The organism is Thermococcus coalescens, from assembly GCF_055392585.1.
In genome coordinates, this window is sequence record NZ_AP043764.1 from 587,913 (window position 1) to 607,058 (window position 19,146).

20 protein-coding genes are annotated in these 19,146 nt (G+C 55.0%); 9 read left to right on the forward strand and 11 right to left on the reverse strand.

Annotation, left to right across the window (positions count from 1 at the left end; all coding sequences use genetic code 11):
* Nucleotides 1-5: 5 nt before the first annotated feature.
* Together ACZ5M3_RS03325 and ACZ5M3_RS03330 are read left to right on the forward strand one after the other, a co-directional pair.
* The gene (locus ACZ5M3_RS03325) at nt 6-2,006 is read left to right on the forward strand and encodes a metallophosphoesterase (RefSeq protein ID WP_464840268.1); all 2,001 of its coding nucleotides are present in this window, start codon (nt 6-8) and stop codon (nt 2,004-2,006) included.
* Between the two features lie 86 nt (nt 2,007-2,092).
* Complete coding sequence (locus ACZ5M3_RS03330) at nt 2,093-2,716, forward strand: hypothetical protein (RefSeq protein ID WP_464840269.1); 624 nt, start codon at nt 2,093-2,095, stop codon at nt 2,714-2,716.
* Here ACZ5M3_RS03330 and ACZ5M3_RS03335 read toward each other — a convergent pair whose 3' ends face one another.
* Complete coding sequence (locus tag ACZ5M3_RS03335; protein ID WP_464840270.1) at nt 2,717-4,855, reverse strand: restriction endonuclease; 2,139 nt, start codon at nt 4,853-4,855, stop codon at nt 2,717-2,719. It abuts the gene before it with no gap.
* 146 nt (nt 4,856-5,001) lie between these two features.
* Between ACZ5M3_RS03335 and ACZ5M3_RS03340 the strand changes: the two genes are divergently transcribed.
* Nucleotides 5,002-6,237: a phosphoglycerate kinase gene (locus ACZ5M3_RS03340; protein ID WP_464840271.1), complete on the forward strand. Its 1,236-nt coding sequence runs from the start codon at nt 5,002-5,004 to the stop codon at nt 6,235-6,237.
* On the opposite strand, the gene ACZ5M3_RS03345 is transcribed toward ACZ5M3_RS03340, so the two are convergent.
* From ACZ5M3_RS03345 to ACZ5M3_RS03360, 4 genes are all read right to left on the reverse strand, one after another.
* Nucleotides 6,234-6,776: a hypothetical protein gene (locus ACZ5M3_RS03345; protein ID WP_464840272.1), complete on the reverse strand. Its 543-nt coding sequence runs from the start codon at nt 6,774-6,776 to the stop codon at nt 6,234-6,236. The two genes, ACZ5M3_RS03340 and ACZ5M3_RS03345, sit on opposite strands and share 4 nt — an antisense overlap.
* A gap of 75 nt (nt 6,777-6,851) precedes the next feature.
* The gene (locus ACZ5M3_RS03350; RefSeq protein WP_464840273.1) at nt 6,852-7,616 is read right to left on the reverse strand and encodes an ABC transporter permease; all 765 of its coding nucleotides are present in this window, start codon (nt 7,614-7,616) and stop codon (nt 6,852-6,854) included.
* A gap of 4 nt (nt 7,617-7,620) precedes the next feature.
* Nucleotides 7,621-8,604 (reverse strand): ATP-binding cassette domain-containing protein, encoded by a 984-nt coding sequence (locus ACZ5M3_RS03355; RefSeq protein ID WP_464840274.1) that lies wholly within the window; start codon nt 8,602-8,604, stop codon nt 7,621-7,623.
* Between the two features lies 1 nt (nt 8,605).
* On the reverse strand, nt 8,606-9,055 hold the full coding sequence (locus ACZ5M3_RS03360; protein ID WP_464840275.1) for a PadR family transcriptional regulator: 450 nt from the start codon (nt 9,053-9,055) through the stop codon (nt 8,606-8,608).
* 94 nt (nt 9,056-9,149) lie between these two features.
* Between ACZ5M3_RS03360 and ACZ5M3_RS03365 the strand changes: the two genes are divergently transcribed.
* Together ACZ5M3_RS03365 and ACZ5M3_RS03370 are read left to right on the forward strand one after the other, a co-directional pair.
* Nucleotides 9,150-9,581 (forward strand): DUF6849 domain-containing protein, encoded by a 432-nt coding sequence (locus ACZ5M3_RS03365; RefSeq protein WP_464840276.1) that lies wholly within the window; start codon nt 9,150-9,152, stop codon nt 9,579-9,581.
* Nucleotides 9,547-10,278: an endonuclease III domain-containing protein gene (locus ACZ5M3_RS03370; RefSeq protein ID WP_464840277.1), complete on the forward strand. Its 732-nt coding sequence runs from the start codon at nt 9,547-9,549 to the stop codon at nt 10,276-10,278. Before ACZ5M3_RS03365 ends, ACZ5M3_RS03370 begins: the two co-directional genes overlap by 35 nt.
* Here ACZ5M3_RS03370 and ACZ5M3_RS03375 read toward each other — a convergent pair.
* The 3 genes from ACZ5M3_RS03375 to ACZ5M3_RS03385 are packed head-to-tail and all read right to left on the reverse strand — an operon-like array spanning nt 10,275 to nt 12,228.
* Nucleotides 10,275-11,000, reverse strand: coding sequence for a hypothetical protein (locus tag ACZ5M3_RS03375; RefSeq protein WP_464840278.1), 726 nt, complete (start codon nt 10,998-11,000; stop codon nt 10,275-10,277). The two genes, ACZ5M3_RS03370 and ACZ5M3_RS03375, sit on opposite strands and share 4 nt — an antisense overlap.
* A gap of 48 nt (nt 11,001-11,048) precedes the next feature.
* A complete protein-coding gene (locus ACZ5M3_RS03380; protein ID WP_464840279.1) occupies nt 11,049-11,627 on the reverse strand; it encodes a potassium channel family protein in 579 nt (192 codons plus the stop codon).
* Nucleotides 11,620-12,228 (reverse strand): potassium channel family protein, encoded by a 609-nt coding sequence (locus ACZ5M3_RS03385; RefSeq protein WP_464840280.1) that lies wholly within the window; start codon nt 12,226-12,228, stop codon nt 11,620-11,622. The genes ACZ5M3_RS03380 and ACZ5M3_RS03385 overlap by 8 nt, the downstream gene beginning before the upstream one ends.
* A 110-nt stretch (nt 12,229-12,338) precedes the next feature.
* On the opposite strand from ACZ5M3_RS03385, the gene ACZ5M3_RS03390 reads away from it, so the two are divergent.
* From ACZ5M3_RS03390 to ACZ5M3_RS03405, 4 genes are all read left to right on the forward strand, one after another.
* Entirely contained in the window at nt 12,339-13,532 is a 1,194-nt protein-coding gene (locus ACZ5M3_RS03390; protein ID WP_464841073.1) for a magnesium transporter, read from the forward strand.
* Nucleotides 13,533-14,300 carry a sugar phosphate isomerase/epimerase family protein gene (locus ACZ5M3_RS03395; protein WP_464840281.1) on the forward strand — a complete coding sequence of 256 codons (768 nt, stop codon included), beginning with the start codon at nt 13,533-13,535 and terminating at the stop codon, nt 14,298-14,300.
* Between the two features lie 103 nt (nt 14,301-14,403).
* Entirely contained in the window at nt 14,404-15,822 is a 1,419-nt protein-coding gene (locus tag ACZ5M3_RS03400) for an acetate--CoA ligase family protein (protein ID WP_464840282.1), read from the forward strand.
* 26 nt (nt 15,823-15,848) lie between these two features.
* Nucleotides 15,849-16,571 (forward strand): acetate--CoA ligase family protein, encoded by a 723-nt coding sequence (locus ACZ5M3_RS03405; RefSeq protein WP_464840283.1) that lies wholly within the window; start codon nt 15,849-15,851, stop codon nt 16,569-16,571.
* 22 nt (nt 16,572-16,593) lie between these two features.
* Here ACZ5M3_RS03405 and ACZ5M3_RS03410 read toward each other — a convergent pair whose 3' ends face one another.
* The 3 genes from ACZ5M3_RS03410 to ACZ5M3_RS03420 are packed head-to-tail and all read right to left on the reverse strand — an operon-like array spanning nt 16,594 to nt 19,133.
* Entirely contained in the window at nt 16,594-17,022 is a 429-nt protein-coding gene (locus tag ACZ5M3_RS03410) for an MFS transporter (protein ID WP_464840284.1), read from the reverse strand.
* A 9-nt stretch (nt 17,023-17,031) separates the two neighbouring features.
* Nucleotides 17,032-17,718 (reverse strand): MFS transporter, encoded by a 687-nt coding sequence (locus ACZ5M3_RS03415; RefSeq protein WP_464840285.1) that lies wholly within the window; start codon nt 17,716-17,718, stop codon nt 17,032-17,034.
* Nucleotides 17,719-17,744: 26 nt separating this feature from the next.
* Nucleotides 17,745-19,133 carry a DUF257 family protein gene (locus tag ACZ5M3_RS03420; protein ID WP_464840286.1) on the reverse strand — a complete coding sequence of 463 codons (1,389 nt, stop codon included), beginning with the start codon at nt 19,131-19,133 and terminating at the stop codon, nt 17,745-17,747.
* Nucleotides 19,134-19,146 lie beyond the last annotated feature (13 nt).

Consider the following 19,146-nt stretch of genomic DNA (forward strand, 5'->3'; position numbering starts at 1 on the left):
ATGCTATGCTCGGCAGAAAAATAATCTCCCTGTTGATAGCCCTTTTTGCCCTAGCAGCGATTCCAGCAGGCACAGTCTGGGCAGCGGCTCCAACATCCCCCGGTGAGATACTAACCCAGCCCCTGCCGGGAGCACCTGCAATAGGAATGCCCGGTGATACCATTGAAATATATCCTGCCGATGGGGTTACAATCCAGGGACTGCAGATAGTTTCGATACTCCACGGACCATACAATCTAGAAATCGTGGGCACAGATAGTGGAATAGTCAAAGCTAAAATCCCTGAGGATGCCGCACCGGACGTCTACTTCCTCATAGTGAAGAGCGACAAGGGAGAAGTAACCATCCCGAACGGCGTGTGGGTCATGAAGAAAGCGCCGACGGTTCTCAAGATCGCCCAGGGTAGCGACCTTCACGTGACGAGCGGATCAAAGATGGGCTTCGTCTGCGGGGACTACTTCCAGAAGAGCCTCACTGGCATCCTTAAGTATTGTAAGAGTCCAGTGGCACTCCACAGCTACACCGCCACAGACAGCTTCATGACATACTATGGCATGGTGGGTGCCGATGGGGAGAACGTGATAAACATAATCCTCGCCACGGGTGACGACGTTGACACCAACGGCGATAGGGAGGGTTACGTACTACTTGACCGCACTATCCTCCATGCAACTGCCGCAGGAACACCATTCCTCGCAGTCAAGGGCAACCACGACCATCCGCCCAAGTATTACAACAAGTACGTTGGTCCGAGCTACTTCTACAGGGTCGTCGGCAACTTCATCATCATAGGCCTTGACAGCCGCGGTGAGGAGAGGCATCCAGACATGGAGCAGCTCCAGTGGATGGAGAAGGTTCTCCAGGATCACCCCGGTAAGATACCCATACTCTTTGTCCACCACACATTCTGGTACATCAGCAGGCTCAACGGTGGTGTTGTTGAAAACCTCACCGCCTTTGATGACAACGACTGGCAGCAGATAAAGAAGCTCGCCAGCTGGGACTGGGTCGGAAGAAACGGCGAGTACGAGGATATAGCCAGATACTTCCTCCAGCTCGTCGAGAAGTACAACGTCAGGCTCGTCCTCAGCGGCCACATCCACAAGGATAAGCCCGTCCTCTACATCGACAAGGAGGGCAACAAGCACTGGTTCTACGCCCTCACGACCACTGGGGCACCCGACAAGACCAGCAACCCGCCGAGCGAGACCGACAAGAAGCTCGGCTACACCAAGCCCAGCTGGTACGGCTCCCAGATAATATACGTCTACAACAACGGCACCGTCAAGTTCCCGTTTGTCAGCAACCTCTTCGAGAAGGACAAGCCTGTCTCGCTTCCAGTCCCGCAGAAGTTCATCGTCTTCCGCCAGGACGGGGATGATGGAACGGCGGTTAAGTTTATCAACGAGCTCGGTAAGAGCATAAGCGGTCCTATAGTCCTCCAGATACCCGCAGGGGCCAAAGTTGACCCGCAGGCAACCAACATAACCTACACCGTTCTCGGTGAAAGGGAAATCAGCGGAACCTACTACATGCTCCTCAACGTTACCGTCCCGGAGGGAATCAGCCAGATAGCCGTGGTCAAGAGCGCAGACAACCAAGCACCCTCCGTCAGGGTTGGCTACCTGTCACCCAGCAAGCCCAAGCCGGGCAAGGCCTTTAAGGTCTACATCAGCGCCAGCGACAACGTTGGAATCAGGGACATGAAGGTGCAGATAATAAGCGACGGCAAGGTCATAGCCGAGTATCCGGCGTTCTCAATGAAGCCTGCAGAGGTCTCTGCCACATACTTCACTGAGGTCCCCGGCGTTGATGCGAGCGAGTTCACCATAAAAGTCATAGCGACAGACTTCTACGACAACACCGCTGAGACAACCTACGAGGTCGGTGGAACTACCACCAGCAGTCCGACCCAGACGACGAGTGAGAGCCAGGGAAGCACCTGCGGTCCGGCAGCCCTTGTTGGCCTAGCACTCGTTCCGCTCCTCCTCAGGAGGAGGAAGTGACCTCCTTCCTCTTTTTATATTACCCCGCGTTATTTCTGGCCGCCCCTGGGAGGGAAGAGTTTTTAAACCATCCCCATAAGCCCCCCATGGTGATGAAGGTGAAGTTCAAAGGCAAGGCCTTCGGCAACATCGTGAGGATGGAATTTGATATCCTCACCCTCGGCGAGCTTAAAATAGACGACCTGCGAGACTTTGATATTGACTCCATCAAGATAGAGCTCAAACCAACCTCTTCTGGCATAAAGGTTATTGGCATATGGGAGGGCACGATTGAGGACGCCGGCGAGGGGATAAAGAAAGCCCTCCAGGAGAGCTACAAGCTCCGCGAGAGGATCCTCAACAGGATAAAAAGCAAGACCGAGGCCATCAGGAGCACCATGCACCAGCTTGGCTTCAAGGAGGAAGTTGAGGGCTACGGAAGCGTTCTCCGGTTCACCAAGAAGGTCGGTGCGTACGAGATAATAGTGATAGCCTCGACCACAGAGGACGTGGTGCGCGTTGAGGTCTACGGCAACGACAAAAAGATAATCAGTCCCGAGATAGAGAGCATCTTCGAGGACGTTGAGGTCGAGGAACTTGAGGTCTACGACTTCGAGGACAGCAAGGAAGAGAGGCTCGTCATCAACCTTGAGATTCCGAAGAACGAGGAGAAACCGGAGAGGAAGATAGTGGAAGCCATAAAGATGATAGAGAACATGCTGATGGCCTGATCATTTGTATCTGCTCTCAAGCTGGAGCTGCTTTAGCTTTGCCGCTATTCCTTTTATCGGTGCGGTGTCTTCGCTCAGTATCCTGCCGGTTTTTGTATCTATCCTTGCATAGTAGAACCTCTCCCCGCCGGAGACCTTGATGTTTATGTACCCCTTGTCCTTGTAGTGGGTGAGCCTCTCGGTTGTGAGGGTCTCCTCGCCAAAGGCCTTCCTTAGGTGCTCATGGTACATGGTCTCGATGGCCATCTCAGTGAAGCGGACGTTTTCCTTGAGAACCTCCCCCGTGGCCCTGTGAAGAATCAGGGTTCCTATTTTGGTCTTCCCGGCGAATTCCACGTTCCAGTTTTCATCAAGGGAAACCGAGTCTATTCCGGCCTCCTCATCAATTTCCCTAGCACGTTCCAGGGCTATTTTTTCCGCCAGTTCCCGCCTAAGAACGCGGTCGACCTCCTCGACAAGCTTCCCATCCTTGCTCAGCCTTATGGTTACCACGTGCCTGTCGTTCTCAGCCTTCAGCGTGTACTCCGCCTCGTCCCCCTCCACCGAGACTATCTCAAAATCGGGGTACCTCTCTGCGACAAGTTCCTTTGCCCTCTCTGGGGTTATCTCCACGAGGTAGTCGAGAACGTCCCCCGTGGCGCCGTCCACCTTCACGGTCGCCCTTCCGTCGGGGCTCTCAAGAACCAGTTCGAGGTACTTGTGCTCAAGCACCCTGTGGGACTTCATCTCAAGGTTCCTGAGCGGGAAGTTTGCCTCTATGACCTCCCGGGCATTTTTGAAGGCCTCCGCAGGGGAAGGAAGCTTCCTGACCTCCCTGTACTTTCCGTTCGTCAGGTCAACCTCAAGGACCGCTATGCCGTCACCAAGGAGAACGTCCGCAACAGCCACCTTCTTGCCCTTCTCAAGGTTGATGACATCGCCATCCGGGTATGCCTTTCTCAACAGCTCGTCCAAGGCCTCGTCACTCAAAAGGGCTTCGAGGCTTAGGGGCTTCCCGGTGTATGCATTGAAAGAAATCTCAAACGAGAAGCTCCTGGTTCTGCCGGAGATTTTAACCCTGTCCCTGTCCCTTTTGAGCTCCCTCTCAAGGACTTCCTCACCGGTCTGCTCGAGGATTATCTCCTCCGTTTTCCCCATGAAGTACTCATCCGGCAGGGGTTGTATCTCGAACTGCACCCCGCCGGTTTCCAGATTGACGGTCGCTTTTGCCGTGTTTTCTCCCACTTTTAGGTCGAGCCTTGCAAGTTTTGGAACGTAGACCTTCTTGCGCTCATGGATTGTTATTTTTCCCTCCGCAACCCCCAGTTCTTTGGCGGCCTTCTCCTTCAGTATGAGAACGGCCTCGCTCGGGCTTATCGGGACTTCTATGAACCTCTCTGTGGCGTGGATTATTGAGCCGTCGTTGAGGAGCGCCTTGGTCACGGGGACGCTGAGCTTCCTATCTCCCGTCGCACGGAGGACTATTCTATCACCGGAGAACACGACCGCCTTGTCCTTCTGGTTACCCTCCTCAAGGAACCAAGAGAATATGTACGCACTGGACAGGGTCACGGAAAGGGCGCGGAGGCTCATCTCTGAGGGCTTAATCGGATACTTGGAAGAAGCAAAGGATGCCACCTTCTTAAACACGTTCTCGGCGGAGAAGTCATAGAGAAGGGGGGCATCGAGCTCAAACTCGCTGAGAGGACTTTTTTTGGCGGGCTCTTTCTTGGCGTCCTCGGCCATCTTTACAAGTCCCTCAGGGGGTTCAACTGAGTAGTTGTGGAACAGCGAAGCCAGCTTCTCCCCGTCCCAGGGGATTATTCTGCCCCTGTACTCCCGGGATATAAGAACCTTAGCGTCCTTGGTAAACCCGGCAGTCGATATCAATATACCCTTGTCGGCCTTGTACTTGTCCACAAGCCCGGCGAAAACGTTGATATCTCTCGAAGATGCCAGTCCCTTCCTGTGAACGGCTATTACCAGCTTCTCCATGCCTGCTATGGGGTCGTCCCTTATGGCCACGATGTCTATTCCCCACTCCTTTTTGCTGGAAACCCTCTCGTAGTCCCTGAACCCCATTCTTTTCAGCAGTTCGATCACGTTTTCAATGAGAACGTCCTCTGGTGCGAGCATTATTATATCCTGTGTCCACGACATCACTCTCACCCATGAAAGCGAAATCCTGCACTGGAATATTCTTTGAATCTTATTTTATAAATCTCTTTCCCCGGAAATTCGTTATCACCAAAGGTGTTCAAAATAAGTTTTTAACGGGTGAAATTTAACACCGCGATGGTGATGGAATGTTCAGGCTCACGGACTTCAGCTACCACGGCAAGACGGTGTTTCTGAGGGCAGACTTAAACTCCCCCGTCCGGGACGGGAGGATAATAAGCGACGCGCGCTTCAGGGCGGTTCTTCCGACGATAATATACCTCCTGGAGCACGGGGCAAGGGTCGTCATAGGAACGCACCAGAGCAAGCCGTACAAGGGGGACTACATCACCACCAAGGAGCATGCCGAAATCTTGAGCGGTCTTCTCGGCCAGGAAGTTGAATACGTTGAGGACATATTTGGAAAGTACGCCCGCGAGAGGATAAAGGCGCTGAAACCCGGCGATGCCCTCATGTTAGAAAACCTCCGCTTCGCCGCGGAGGAGGTTAAATATAGGCCCATAGAGGACTGTGAGAGGACCTTTTTCGTGAGAAAGCTGGCGCCGCTCATCGACTACGTCGTGAACGACGCCTTTGCGGCCGCCCACCGAAGTCAGCCGTCCTTGGTGGGCTTTGCAAGGCTGAAGCCCATGATAATGGGCTTTCTCATGGAGAGAGAGGTTAAGGCCCTCACCAGGGCCTACGATACCCAGGAAAAGCCCCGCGTCTACGTCCTTGGAGGGGCAAAGGTTGATGATTCACTCCGCGTTGCCGAAAACGTACTGAGGAACGGCAGGGCGGAGCTCATACTGACCGGCGGTCTCGTCGGCCACGTCTTCACCCTCGCCAAGGGGTTCCACCTGGGCGACGCGAACCTTGAGTTCATGGAAAAAAGAGGCCTGCTGGAGCTGGTTGACTGGGCGGAGGAGATCCTCAACGAGTTCTATCCTCACGTGAGAACCCCCGTGGATTTTGCCGTGGACTACAGGGGCGAGCGCGTCGAAGTTGATCTGCTGAGCGAGGAGAAGTGGCTCTTTGACGAGCACCCGATACTCGACATAGGTCCAAGAACCGTTGAAAAGTACAGGGAAGTGCTGATGGGAGCGAAGATAATAGTCGCCAACGGGCCTATGGGCGTCTTCGAGAGGGAAGAATTTGCCGTTGGGACGGTTGGAGTTTTCAGAGCGATAGGTGAGAGCCCTGCCTTCAGCATAGTCGGAGGAGGACATTCCATAGCAAGCATATACCAGCACAGCATAACGGGCATAAGCCATGTCTCCACCGGCGGCGGAGCCATGCTAAGCTTCTTTGCGGGGGAGAGGCTTCCAGTTCTTGAGGCCCTGAAGATAAGCTACCGGAGGTTCAGGGAAAGGGCCTCAGTTTAATCCTTTTTCGTTCTCTCGTAGAGATTTTGATACACCTTTCTGAACTGGAGGGCCATGACGATGGCGTAAACCACGGAAAAGGACTTCAGGGGAAAGTGACCGTTGGAAAGGTGGTTCAGAAGTGCAATGACGCCGATGACGGCAACGTAAGTGATGAGAACGTCCAGAAAAGCGGCCCTCGTTGAACCTATCCGGTAGGCGAGCCACACCCAGAGGTGGGAGTCGAGCCGGAAGAACCACGCCAGTTTCAGCGGTTCCCCAGGATTAACTTCAACCGAATATGCATCCTCCTCAAGCTTTTTCCGGGAGAGGTAGGACAAAACCCCGGTTAGTATCAAGGCCAGCAGGGACAGGATGACAAGGGCAAAGGAATCGAAGACCGTCCCAAGGGCCATAGAAATGATGGCCAGGGTGAAGGTCAGGTAAACGATGAGCGAGTTCCTTGAGAGCCGACCCTTTTTGAAGAGGTAGGCGGGATAAAGGCTGAAGTACGGAACCATAGCCAGGATGATGAGGGCAAACAGTGCCGCACGCTCCATTCCGCATCAGAGTTTTTAGAACTCAAAAAAATAAAAAGGTTTCGACTCCCAATAGGAATAGTGGGGATACTGTTCTCAGTCTATCGTCGCCCTCCTGAAGCCAAGCGCGGCAATTCCGGCGAACAGAGCCGCCAGACCGATGAGCACGACCCAGTCCGTGACGATTCCAAAGGCTGGCTCGACCCCCGCGAGGTAGTAGCGCGAGCCGTCGACGGCGTAGGTTAGCGGGTTGATCTTGGCCAGCCACTGCATCCACTCCGGCATAGTGCTTATCGGGTAGAACGCTCCGCTGAGGAAGGTCATCGGGAGCATTATCATGGTCACTATCATCTGGAAGCCCTCCATGCTGGTCATCTTGAGCGCTATCGCGACGCCCATGCCGGCTATCGCTATCCCGACGAGGAAGCTCATGCCGAGCGCCGGGAGGACTCCAGAGACGTTGAGGTCGGCCAGGAAAAAGCTGAGCGCGAGGATTATGACCCCCTGTATCATGGCCATGAGTGCTCCTCCTGTGATTCTCCCGAGTATTGCCTCGGTTCTGCTGGCGGGGGCGACGAGAATCTCCTTCAGAAAGCCGAACTGCTTGTCCCAGATGAGCGTTATGCCCTGCATGAAGCTCATGTTGAAGACCGTCATGGCTATTATTCCCGGCACGAGGTAGGTCATGTAGTCAACGCCGCCGAATATCTGCGACGCAAATGGGTTGTCAAAGACACCTGCCCACCCCTTTCCGAAAAAGATGAGCCAGATGAGCGGGTTGATGAGGCTCCCAATGACCCTCGCACGGGAGCGCGAAAAGCGCTTCAGCTCGCGGTATATCATGGTGGCGAAGACTTTCATGGTATCACCTCCTCATCCTGGCCCTCATTATCATCCTCGCCACGTTTCCCTCGCCGCCTTCCTCCCTGATTTCCCTGCCCGTCAGGTGCAGGAAGACGTCGTTGAGCGTCGGTCTGTGGTAGGTGACCTCGAGAATCCGGACGCCGGTTTCCTTCGCCAGTTCAAAGAGCTTTGGCAGAGCCTCAGCGGCGTTGTCCACGTCAAGGCGAACCCTGCCGTCCGGGAGCATCTTGCAGCCCTTGATGAAATCCGCCTTGAGGCACTTGAGTTCATCCCTTGCCCGGAGCTTCAGGTAGATTATGTCGTTCCCCACGAGCTTCTTCAGCTCCCCGGCGGTGCCCTCCGCGATTATCTTTCCGTGGTCCATTATGGCTATCCTGTCGGCCAGCTGCTCGGCCTCGTCCATGTAGTGGGTGGTGAGGAAAATCGTCATGTTGTGCTCCTCCTTCATTGCCCTGATGTAGTCCCATATGTGGGCCCTCGTCTGGGGGTCGAGGCCTATCGTCGGCTCGTCGAGGAACAGTATTTCAGGCTCGTGGAGAAGGGAGCGCGCTATCTCAAGCCTCCTCTGCATGCCGCCGGAGAAGAACTTGACGGGCCTGTCCCGGAACTCCCACAGCTCAACGAACTTGAGGAGGCGTTCTATCTTCTCCTTCAGCTCGTCCCCGCCCAGACCGTATATCCTGCCGTGGATGAGCATGTTCTCGTAGGCGGTAAGCTCCCTGTCAACGCTCGGATCCTGAAAGACTATCCCTATCTTCCTCCTCACGGCCGTAGGTTCATTGAGGACGTCGTGGCCGGCAACGGTGGCCCTTCCGGCGGTGGGCTTGAGGAGGGTCGTCAGAACGTGGACGGTGGTGGTCTTTCCGGCACCGTTCGGCCCCAAAAAGGCGAATATCTCACCCTGCTTCACGTTGAAGGATATCCCCCTAACGGCCTCAAAGTCACCGTACTTCTTCACGAGGTTCTCAACTTCTATTGCGTCCATCTCACTCGCCCCCAAGAAGAATCAGGCGGAGCTCTCTGGCGCAGCCGGTGAGGAGTTCCCTGATCTTCGCCCTCTGCTCATCGGTCAGCTCATCAACCGACCCAAACAGCTCCCTGAAGGCAGCCTTCAGCTCATCTCCCCCAAGTTCAAGGAAGACCTTGTAGGCGCGCATCCTGCGCTTGGCCTCTTCAAGCTCCCCCGCGTGCTCTTTCAGGTACTTCCTGCCCTTCTCCGTGATGACGTAAGTCTTTCTCTCTCTCGCCCCCGTCCCGGCGACCTCAATGAGGCCGCTCCTCCTCAGGGAGGAGAGTATTGGATACACTGTCCCGGCGCTCAGTTTTATCCCGTACAGCCTCTCCAGCTCGGACATTATACCGTACCCGTGTTTTGGCTCGTGGAGGAGGTCGAGCACGAGTATCTTCATGTACCCCTTAAAACTCGGACGTTCCATTTATCTCACCAAATATATCGGACGATATATTGTTTAAAAAGGTTGTGGTGGGAATGCTTATTACCTCCCCACACTATAATCCAGTGGTGATGGTATGAGGCTCGTTCTAAAGCCCCTCTTCGAGGCCGAACTGCCGGCGGACTTCAGCGAGGTCATACGGGGCAAGCTCATTGGCACCGAGGTCAGAACGGGGGAGGAGATTGAGGTGGGCCTCCTAGGAAAGCCGCTGCGCTTTAAGGTTCTCCTGGCGGAACCTTCACCTCTGAAAGTCAGGGGGAATACCAGGATAGAGTTCTCGACGGGAAGCACCGAGGTCGTGGACTTTGAGTTCGATGAGCCGGTGAGTGAGGTAATCCCCTTCGAGAAGGGATTCGTCGTTGTGCTCGGAAGAAAGGTTCTGATTCTGAACCACACAGGGCAAAAGATTTATAGCGACGAGTTCGATGAGCTTAACGGAGTTCGGGTCTCCGGAGGAACTGTGGTGATAATCCATGGGGGAAGCAAAATCAGGCTCGTTAAGCCTTGAGAAGTTCACCTTTGATGAGGGCTGGGAGGGGAAGAAAAAAAGGGCTGAAAAAATCGTCGAGATTCTGATGGAAACCCATCCGAGGGAGAAGCTCCTGATCGGCGACCCTTACAGGACGCTGATACACTGCATAATCTCACAGCGCATGAGGGACGAGGTGACATACAAGGTGTGGAAGGAGCTCTTCAGGAGATACGGCGACATTGAGAGCATAGCGAAAACTCCCGTCGAGGAGATGCAGGACTTTCTGAGAAGGAGCGGGGTGGGCCTCTGGAAGACCAAGGGAGAGTGGATAGTAAAAGCTTCGCGGATAATCCTTGAAAAGTACGGAGGGAAGGTTCCCGACGACATAAACGAGCTCATGAAGCTGCCCGGCATCGGGAGGAAGTGCGCCAACATAGTCCTGGCTTACGGCTTCGGCAGGCAGGCGATTCCGGTCGACACCCACGTCAACAGGATAAGCAAGCGCCTCGGCCTCGCCCCGCCGAGGGTCGCCCCGGAGAAGGTGGAGGAGTACCTGGCGGAGCTCATCCCCTACGAGAAGTGGATATACGTGAACCACGCGATGGTCGACCACGGAAAGAGGATATGCCATCCCCTAAGGCCGAAGTGCGGTGAATGCCCGCTGAGGGAGCTGTGCCCCTACGCGAAGGGACTGGTGACGGACGCGGATATAAAGGGGAAGGCTCGAGGTTAGCACTCGTAGGGGCAGTTTTCAAGCCCATACAGGCGATAAACCGCCGGGATCTCTATCTCAATCTTCTTCTCCGATTTAAAGAATCCAGTCCTTACGAGATATTCGATTTCCAGCCTGAACCTCACCCTGGCCTCAATGGTCATTCCGTCACCACGCCTCCTGACGTCGAGGGGAATCTTAGGGGTAAGGTCAAGGGACCTGCCCCAGCTCGGCTTCAGCGCCTCGGCCCTGATGGCCTGCCAGATTTCGAGACCGGGCACGGGAGTTTCGGTCACCTCAAAACTGCCGTCCGGGGTTTTGAAGTACATGACCCCGACCTGGGTCGGGAATATCGGGTCCACCGAGACGTTGCTCACGTTCTCCACCACGAAAAGTACACGCCTTATAGCCACCGACTCATTCCTTGGCCTTAGATGGAGGACGAACTCACCCGATATCGGAAAATCGTCACAGCCCACGTTCCTCATGGCCGCAGGGGAGTATGAGAATGCAATGAAGATGTCGCTCCAGTTCCTGAACGAGTAAAAGCCCAGCACCTTCTCCCTGCCCAGAATGCACGAGAGGTTGCTCGCGTTTATGTTAAAGGTCCAGGTTGCCAGCGTAATCTCCTCCTTGTCTCCGGGTGAATAGAGGGTTCTTTCGTGTAGCCACACTACTGAGTAGGCCATCAGTACGGCAACCAAAAGTCCTGCGAGGAAGGCCTTGTCCATCCGCGTCGGCATCGAGATAAGAACCACAGAGAATAATAAAAAGCTTTCGAAGTTAGAAGGTTATTCTTCTTCCTCAACATTTTCCCCTGCAAGCTTCCTCAGCCTGTCGAGGTCGGAGCCGACGGCTATGAGGACGTCGCCCTCCTGTATCGCGTCGTTCCTTCCGGGGTTGTAGATGTACCTGCTCCCCCTCTTTATCGCCAGTATCCTGGTTCCAATTTTGCTGGGAAGTTTGAGCTGTTCAAGGGTTCTGCCGTGCAGGACGGAACCCCTGTGGACGGTGACCCTGCCGAGCTCCTCCTCGGTGTCCTCCATGATCTTCCTGATTATCGGGTGGGGCTCGACGTCCCTCAGCACGAGGTCGGATATCTTGTATGCGGCATCGCTTATCTGCTCGTTTATCTCCGCCATGTCGATGACGCTGAGGAGCTTTTCGGGGTCGGCCTCCCTCTTGGCGAGCCTTAAGGCGAGCCTTTTGACCCTGAGTGTGAGCTCATCCATGCGCTCTTCGAGGAGGTAGACCTCCTCCGCGATGTCCTCGCTGTTGTACATGACCGAGGAGAAGGCGAGGTCGACCATGAGTGAGGAGAGGTCCTTCATCTCGATGAGGCAGTTCCTAATCTGCTCGAGCTCATTCATTGCCCATCACCTTGATGTTGCCCCTCGCTATCTCCTTGAGGTAGTCTATTGACGTGGCCGTCCCCCTCCCGATGAGAATGTCCCCGGGGAATATTTTGAAGTCCCCATCGGGGTCGAAGATCCAGCGCTTTCCACGTCTCACGGCCACGATCCACACACCGGTGTTGGTTGCGAGGTCGAGCTCCTCCAGGGTTTTGCCCACCAGCACCGAATCGGCGGAGACGTAGATTTTACCTATTATCTCCTCGCTTCCCAGTATAGCCTCGGTTATGACCGGGTGAAGCTCTACACCTTCCAGAACCATCTTCGCCAGGTCGGCGGCAGCGTTTGACATGTCATCTATGGCGTGCGCCATGTGGAGTATGGAGGTTATCTGCTCAGCCTCCTTGGGGTTTCTCGCGGCCAGAACCGCGTGAACCATGAGGTGATAGTTGAGCAGGTCTAGGTACTCCTCAAGCTCAAGCACTTCCTCGGCCATCTCCTCCTCGTTGAAGAGTATCGAGGAGTAGGCAAGGTCAACCATTAGCTCAGCCGTGTTCTTCATCTTCACGAAGATGTCCTTAACGTTCCTGGGAACCTCGATTTCGTCCCACTCTTCCACCCGGCTCTCACCGATGGGGGAAAAGATGGGAAATCTTATTTAGTTTTCGCCTTCGAAAAGTTTAATACCCGCAAAGGTCAATGCCTACGGGGTGAAGGCAATGGAGAGTGATGGCAGTGATCGGCGGAGAGGTCAGGGCAGAGCTGAGGGAGAAGGTCAGAGAAGCCTACAGGGTTACGCTACCTTCCCTGTTCACCTCACAGATATTCGGCCTCTTCGGGGGCACTTTTCTGGGCAAGTACTTTGAAGTGATAAGAACCCAGTTTCCCGGCCTTCTCGTGGTTCTTCCCGGCATAATGGGCCTCCGCGGGAACGTTTTTGGCTCAATGGCCTCGCGCTTTTCCACGATGCTCTACCTCGGTGACCTTGAACCCTCCCTGCGTGACAAGAAAGTCCTTAAGGAGATAGTCCTTAGGATGCTCATCTCACTCATCCCCATCTTCCTCCTCTGGGCCATCGGCGTCGCCACTGGAATAAAGAAGAACGCCCTCGACGTCCTTCTCATAGTCATAACCTCGACGATACTGGTTTCCTTTATCCTGGGCTACTTCACATCCTTCGTGACGATATTCTCATTCCGAAGGGAGACCGACCCGGACAGTGTTGCGGCCCCTCTCGTAGCCTCGATGGGCGACTTCCTGACCGTCCCGTCACTCGTTCTCTTCATCCTCCTGACAGAGCACTCTCCGGAGGCCTTCAGACTCTTCAACTACACCATGATACTTCTTTTCATCATCGTCGCCTCAATAAGCAGGGTCAGGAAGGCGGAGTTCCTTGAGCTGAAGCAGGTCTTCATTACGATAACCATCCTGGCACTGCTCTCCACAATATCCGGTTCGCTCCTTGCAAAGTTCAGCGGGATCATTCAGGCATCGGTGGTACTGAGCTTCATCTACCCCTCGCTCCTCAGCTCCTTCGGGAACTACGGGTCGATAATAGCGGCGAAAACCTCCACCAAGCTCCACCTCGGTGAGATAGAGAACTTCCTCTGCCTGAAGGCCTTCACCGACATACTCGCCCTCTTTGCGACGGCGCCAGTCATAGGAACCACAAAGCTCATCATAGGAATAACCCTCGTAAAGCTGACGACGGGAATTGCCGTTCCACGCTCGGCCTGGCTCGTTGCCCTAACGTACCCCTTCATGGCCCTCTTCATAATGCTCTACTCCTACACGATATCCTATTTCATCTTCCAGAAGAACATCGACCCAGACCACGTGGCGATACCCCTCATATCCAACAACAGCGACATATTCGGCACGCTTTACGTCGTGCTCATGGCCAAAATGATAGCGGGTGGTTGAATGATCGGGCTGTCCATGACGGCTTATCACTGGAAAGACCTCTCCCGGTTTGAGGAATGGGCCAAGACTGCGAAGAGAGCTGGCTTCGATTACATCGAAATCCTGAGCGAATGGCCGCACTACCTTAGCAGGGACAACTACCGCCGTTTTGGGGAGGTCTTAGAATCCATTGGCATGAAAGGAACCGTCCATGCCCCATTCAGCGACGTCAACATAGGCTCGTTCAACGAGAGGCTGAGACAGGCCTCACTGGAAGTGGTCAGGGAAACCATAGAGCTGGCCGCAGAACTGGGGGCCATTTCGGTCACCATTCATCCCGGACACTGTTCGCCCGTGAGCATGAAAAACAGGAGGAGATACCTCGAAATACACAGGGAGTCCCTCAGGACAGTTGCTAAATGGGGCGCTGAATACGGGGTCAGGGTTGGGGTCGAGAACATGCCCCGCTTCCCCATTCTGGACGCCCAGACGTGTGAGAGGCTCTGGGAGCTGGTGGAGGGTATTGAGATAGGGGTGACCTTTGACGTCGGCCACCTCAACACCACGACCGGGAAATTAGAGCGTTTCCTCGACGTCTTCAGGGACAGGATAATCCACGTCCACCTCCATGACAACTCCGGAGAAAGGGACGAGCACCTCGCTCTGGGGGACGGAACGGTTCCCTGGGTCAAGGTGATTCCGAGGCTCCCGAAGACGACGTGGACCCTCGAAGTCAACGACATTGAATCTGCCCGGAGAAGCCTCGAATTTTTGAAAAGCCTGCATTGATGGACGTTTCAGTTCATTGGCGTCCAATTTTTACAAAACGCAACTCTTTTATACATTTAAACAGAAATTCTTGCGAGAAGCAGTTTCTAGCGGAGGGATAAGAATGGTGGAAAAGATAGTGGAGGACATGAGGCCCTTCTTCGACCCGAAGGCCGTCGCTATCATCGGTGCAACCAACAAGAAGGGTAAGGTTGGAAACGTCATTTTTGAGAACTTCAAGATGAACAAGGAGAGGGGCATCTTTAAGGGCAACATATACCCAGTGAACCCCAAGCTCGACGAGATCGATGGATACAGGGTGTACAAGAGCGTTGAGGAGCTCCCGGAGGACACTGACCTGGCTGTTATCTCAATTCCAGCACCGTTCGTTCCGGATACAATGAGGCAGATAGCAAAGAAGGGGATAAAGTCCGTCATAATAATCACCGGCGGTTTCGGTGAACTCGGCGAAGAGGGCAAGAAGCTGGAGCGCGAGATACTTGAGATAGCCCGCGAGAACGGAATAAGGATCATCGGCCCCAACTGTGTCGGTGTCTACGTCCCGGACACCGGCGTTGACACGGTATTCCTGCCCGAGAGCAAGATGGACAGACCGAAGAGCGGGCCCATCGCTTTCGTCAGCCAGAGCGGAGCCTTTGCCGCCGCTATGCTCGACTGGGCGGCGATGGCTGGCATAGGCATAGGAAAGATGGTCAGCTACGGCAACAAGCTCGACGTTGACGACGCAGACCTGATGGAATACTTCATCCACGACGAGAGCATAAACGTCGTCACCTTCTACATCGAGGGCGTGAAGGACGGAAGGAAGTTCATCGAGAGCGCGAAGAGGATAACCAGGGTCAAGCCGGTCATAGCCCTCAAGAGCGGGAGAACCGAGTACGGCGCCAAAGCCGCATCGTCCCACACCGGCTCTCTGGCCGGAGCGGACACGATTTACGACGCCGTCTTCAAGCAGACCGGGATTATCCGCGCCGAGGACTTCGAGCACATGTTCGACCTCGCGAAGGCCTTTGCGGCTTTGAAGGACAAGCTCCCGAAGGGTGACAGGATAGGCATCATCACCGACGGCGGTGGAGCGGGCGTCATGGCCAGCGATGCGGTGGCAAAGTTCGGCCTCAGGATGGCCGACCTCAGCGAGGAGACGCTCAAGTTCCTCAAGGAGAACTTCCCGCCGCACGCTGTGGCAGGGAACCCGACCGACGTCGTGGGCGACACCGACGCCGAGAGGTACAGAATCGCCATCGAAGGATTTGTGAACGACCCGAACGTCGATGCGATAGTCATCATAGTCCTCTTCCAGGTTCCGCTCCTTGAGGAGGAAAAGATAATCAATATCCTCGCGGAGTACCAGAAGAAGAGCGACAAGCCCATAGTCGCGGTTGCAATGGGTGGTAAGAAGACCGACTATTACGCAAAGATGCTTGAGGACAGGGGAGTTCCGGTTTATCCGACCCCGGAGAGGGGCGTCCGCGCCCTGGCCGGTCTTGTCAAATATGCTGAATACCTCAGGAGGGGCGCTTAGCCCCTTAATCTTTCGGTGGTGGTATCATGAAGGAGGAAGCCCTTAAAGTTATCAAAGAAGTTTTGGCCTCCGGCAGGACTTCGCTCGTTGAGTACGAGGCGAAGCAGGTGCTCAAGGCCTACGGCCTTCCCGTTCCGGAGGAAAAGCTCGCGAAGACCCTTGAGGAGGCACTTAAGTACGCCGAAGAAATCGGCTATCCCGTTGCCATGAAGCTTATGTCGCCGCAGATCCTCCACAAGAGCGACGCCAAGGTCGTTCTCCTCAACATAAAGACCCCAGAGGAGCTCAAGGAGAAGTGGGAGGTTATCCACGAGAACGCCAGGAAGTACCGCCCGGACGCCGAAATCCTGGGTGTTCTCATCGCACCGATGCTCAAGGTCGGGAGGGAGATCATCATAGGCGTCACCGAGGATCCGCAGTTCGGCCACGCCATAATGTTCGGCCTCGGCGGTATCTTCGTGGAGGTTCTCAAGGACGTCACCTTCCGCATAGTACCGATAACCGAGCGCGATGCCAGGAAGATGATCCAGGAGATAAAGAGCTACCCGATTCTCGCGGGAGCGCGCGGTGAGGAGCCGGCGGACATAGACGCCATAGTCCACCTCCTCCTCAAGGTCAGCGAACTCGTCAACGACCTCGATGACTACATCAAGGAGATGGACCTCAACCCGGTCTTCGTCTACGAGAAGGGCAAGGGCGCAGTCGTCGTCGATGCAAGGATAATCGTCAAAGAACCGAAGGGATGCTGAACCACGCCGCATCTGGAATCTTTCAGTCACCTTCCCTTTTTTGAACCTTGTTCCTGCGCACTGCAAACAGGAAGAGCGCCAGGGATGCCATTCCAAAGAGCCCTATGAAAACAAAGCCGATTCTGAAGCCAAGGAACCCCACCAAAACCGGGCCCAGCGCCTGACCGATGTCCTTTATGCTCTCCAGAAAGCCCAGAGCCGTCCCCCTGAGCCTTGACACCTCTGCGGCAAGGGGCTTTGTCGAGGCCTCGCTTATTGAAGCCCCCAGCGAGAACGCAACCGCCGCGAACACGATCAACCACAGCGAGTCGGAGAGCGAAAAGACCAGCATCGCAAGGACGACGATGCTCATGCCGATAACTATGGGCTTTGTCCTGCCGATCCTGTCGCTCAGGTAACCCGCGTAGGGCTTAACCGCCGCCATGATTGCGACTTCAACAGCCAGTATCATTCCCGAGAGCTAGGGCCTGTCCCGGAGGTAGTAAAAAAGGGGAAGGAAGGTCTCTATTCCCTGGTAGGCCATATAAACCGTTGCGTCAAGGAGACCGATTAGGAGGAGTTCCCAGCTGAACGAGAGTTCAAACCGCTGGAGCTCCCTCCCCGTGTCCGGGAACCTGAAGGTGAGGGCAAAAACAAGCAATCCTGTCATGGAGCACAGGAGGAAGACCACAGAAAAGCCAAGGAAGTATATGATGCTCCCCGCCAGAAGAGGTGCCAGCGCCCTGCCGGTGAGGGTGGAGGAGCTGAGGAGTCCCATGAAAGTGCCCTTTTTGTGGGGATACATGTCGCTTATCATGGCAAAAGAAACGGGGACAAAGATGGCGGTCGCAACCCCATAGTAAATCCGAACCAGAGCGAGGGTCAGGGCATCGCCAGCCAAAAAGTACAGGAGGGGCGCGCTGAGGAACACAAAACCGCTCATTTTGAGGAGCTTTTTTCGGCCGTAGAAATCGCTTAGAAGCCCGGAAGTGAAGTTCACGAAGATTCCGGTCACGGTTGAAGCAGCGGCCACGAGACCGATAGCCTCATTGCCGAGGCCAATGCTCCGGGCATAGAGGGGAAGGGTGGGGGACTTGCCCATCGTCGAGCCAAGAATCGCAAAGAACCCTGCGATAAGAATAAGGTAGAGGGCCCTGGATCGCGCCACAGGCAGCATCTCCGGCAGCCGCGGACTTAGCCCTTTCCCATGTTGTTGATGTGTCTCACCAGCTCGCTCGCATCGACCGAGAACTCGGCCCCGGTATTTCTGAGGTCAAGGGACTTCACAACCCGTAACAAGAGCATTCCCTTCTCGAATTCAAGCTCAAACACTCGACTCGCCAGCTCCCGTATGTCTTCCAAGACGCTCTCAGGGAGCATGTCTCTGTTAACGAACGCTATGGTGATGATGTCTTCCTCACCCATGGCGGATGCGATGCACATACGGCACACGGTCGACGCCGGGAGTTCCTTCTTTATGTTTATCAGCTTCTCAAGACCTAGCGTTACGACCAGTTTCTGTCCCCGGAATTCCCTCAGGGCTTCTCTGTACTCCTCGTGCCAAACAGATGCGGCCTTGAGCACGCTTATCCTTTTGATAACCCTTCCGGTCTGGAGGACGCCCCCGAACTTGACTACGGGCATCTCGTCCATCCACTCGGTGTCGATCCCCATTATGGAAAGGTGGGAACGGACCACGTGAAGCTGGTCGAAGATGTCGTTGACTATGACGTGGACGTCCCTGCCGAGGCTGAGAAGGGGCACGGAAACCGCCAGATGCACCGGAGCCAGCGAGGTGTACTCAACCACCACGACCTCACCGGGCATTATCTTTTTGACACTCGCTATAGCATCCTCCACGGTTTTAGCTACCGCCATCGTCCTCACCCCCTTGGAGGCAAGGTGTTCCCTCAGGGCATGGGGGTCAACCTCGACCTCGACACCGTACTCATCGAAGTATATCGATTTGGCGACCCGTATAATCAGTTTCCCGTCCTCTATCCGGGTTCTGAGGACACGGGTTGAGAGCTCCTCCGCCTCCTTGAGCCCCGTCTTCATGACACGCTTCCTGTTGATGAACACCAGCCCCCTGGAAGTCGGGTTACCGACCATAGGACGTATGATGCTGGCGAAGAACTCCTCGCGTTTCATGGGGTCGGTCTCCAGCTGCTGGAGGAGCTCCGTCGCCCCAACCACAATGCGTATGAACGGCCTGCCCCCGGTTTCCTTGTGGATCCTCTCCAGAACCTTCACAAAGTGCCGCTTCATTATGGGGAGCTCGGTCGTCTCCTGTATTATTGCAACGACCCTGCCGGTGGTTATCCTCCCGCCGATTTTGACCACGGTGGCGTCTTCTATCATAGAAGTGTCCATCCCGGCGAGCTTGAGCTGGGTTCTGATGACGTGGAGCCCATCGAGGACATCAACTATGACGAGGGGGACGCCCGCAAATTTGGCGTATCTGAGAACCTCACAGAAAAGCAGATGCACGGGCTCCCTGGAAGTATATTCCACCAGAACCAGCTCTCCCGGCCGAATTGTTTCAGCATACTCAAAGAGAGTTCTCTCAAAGGTCTCGCCCACTGCATCACCCCCA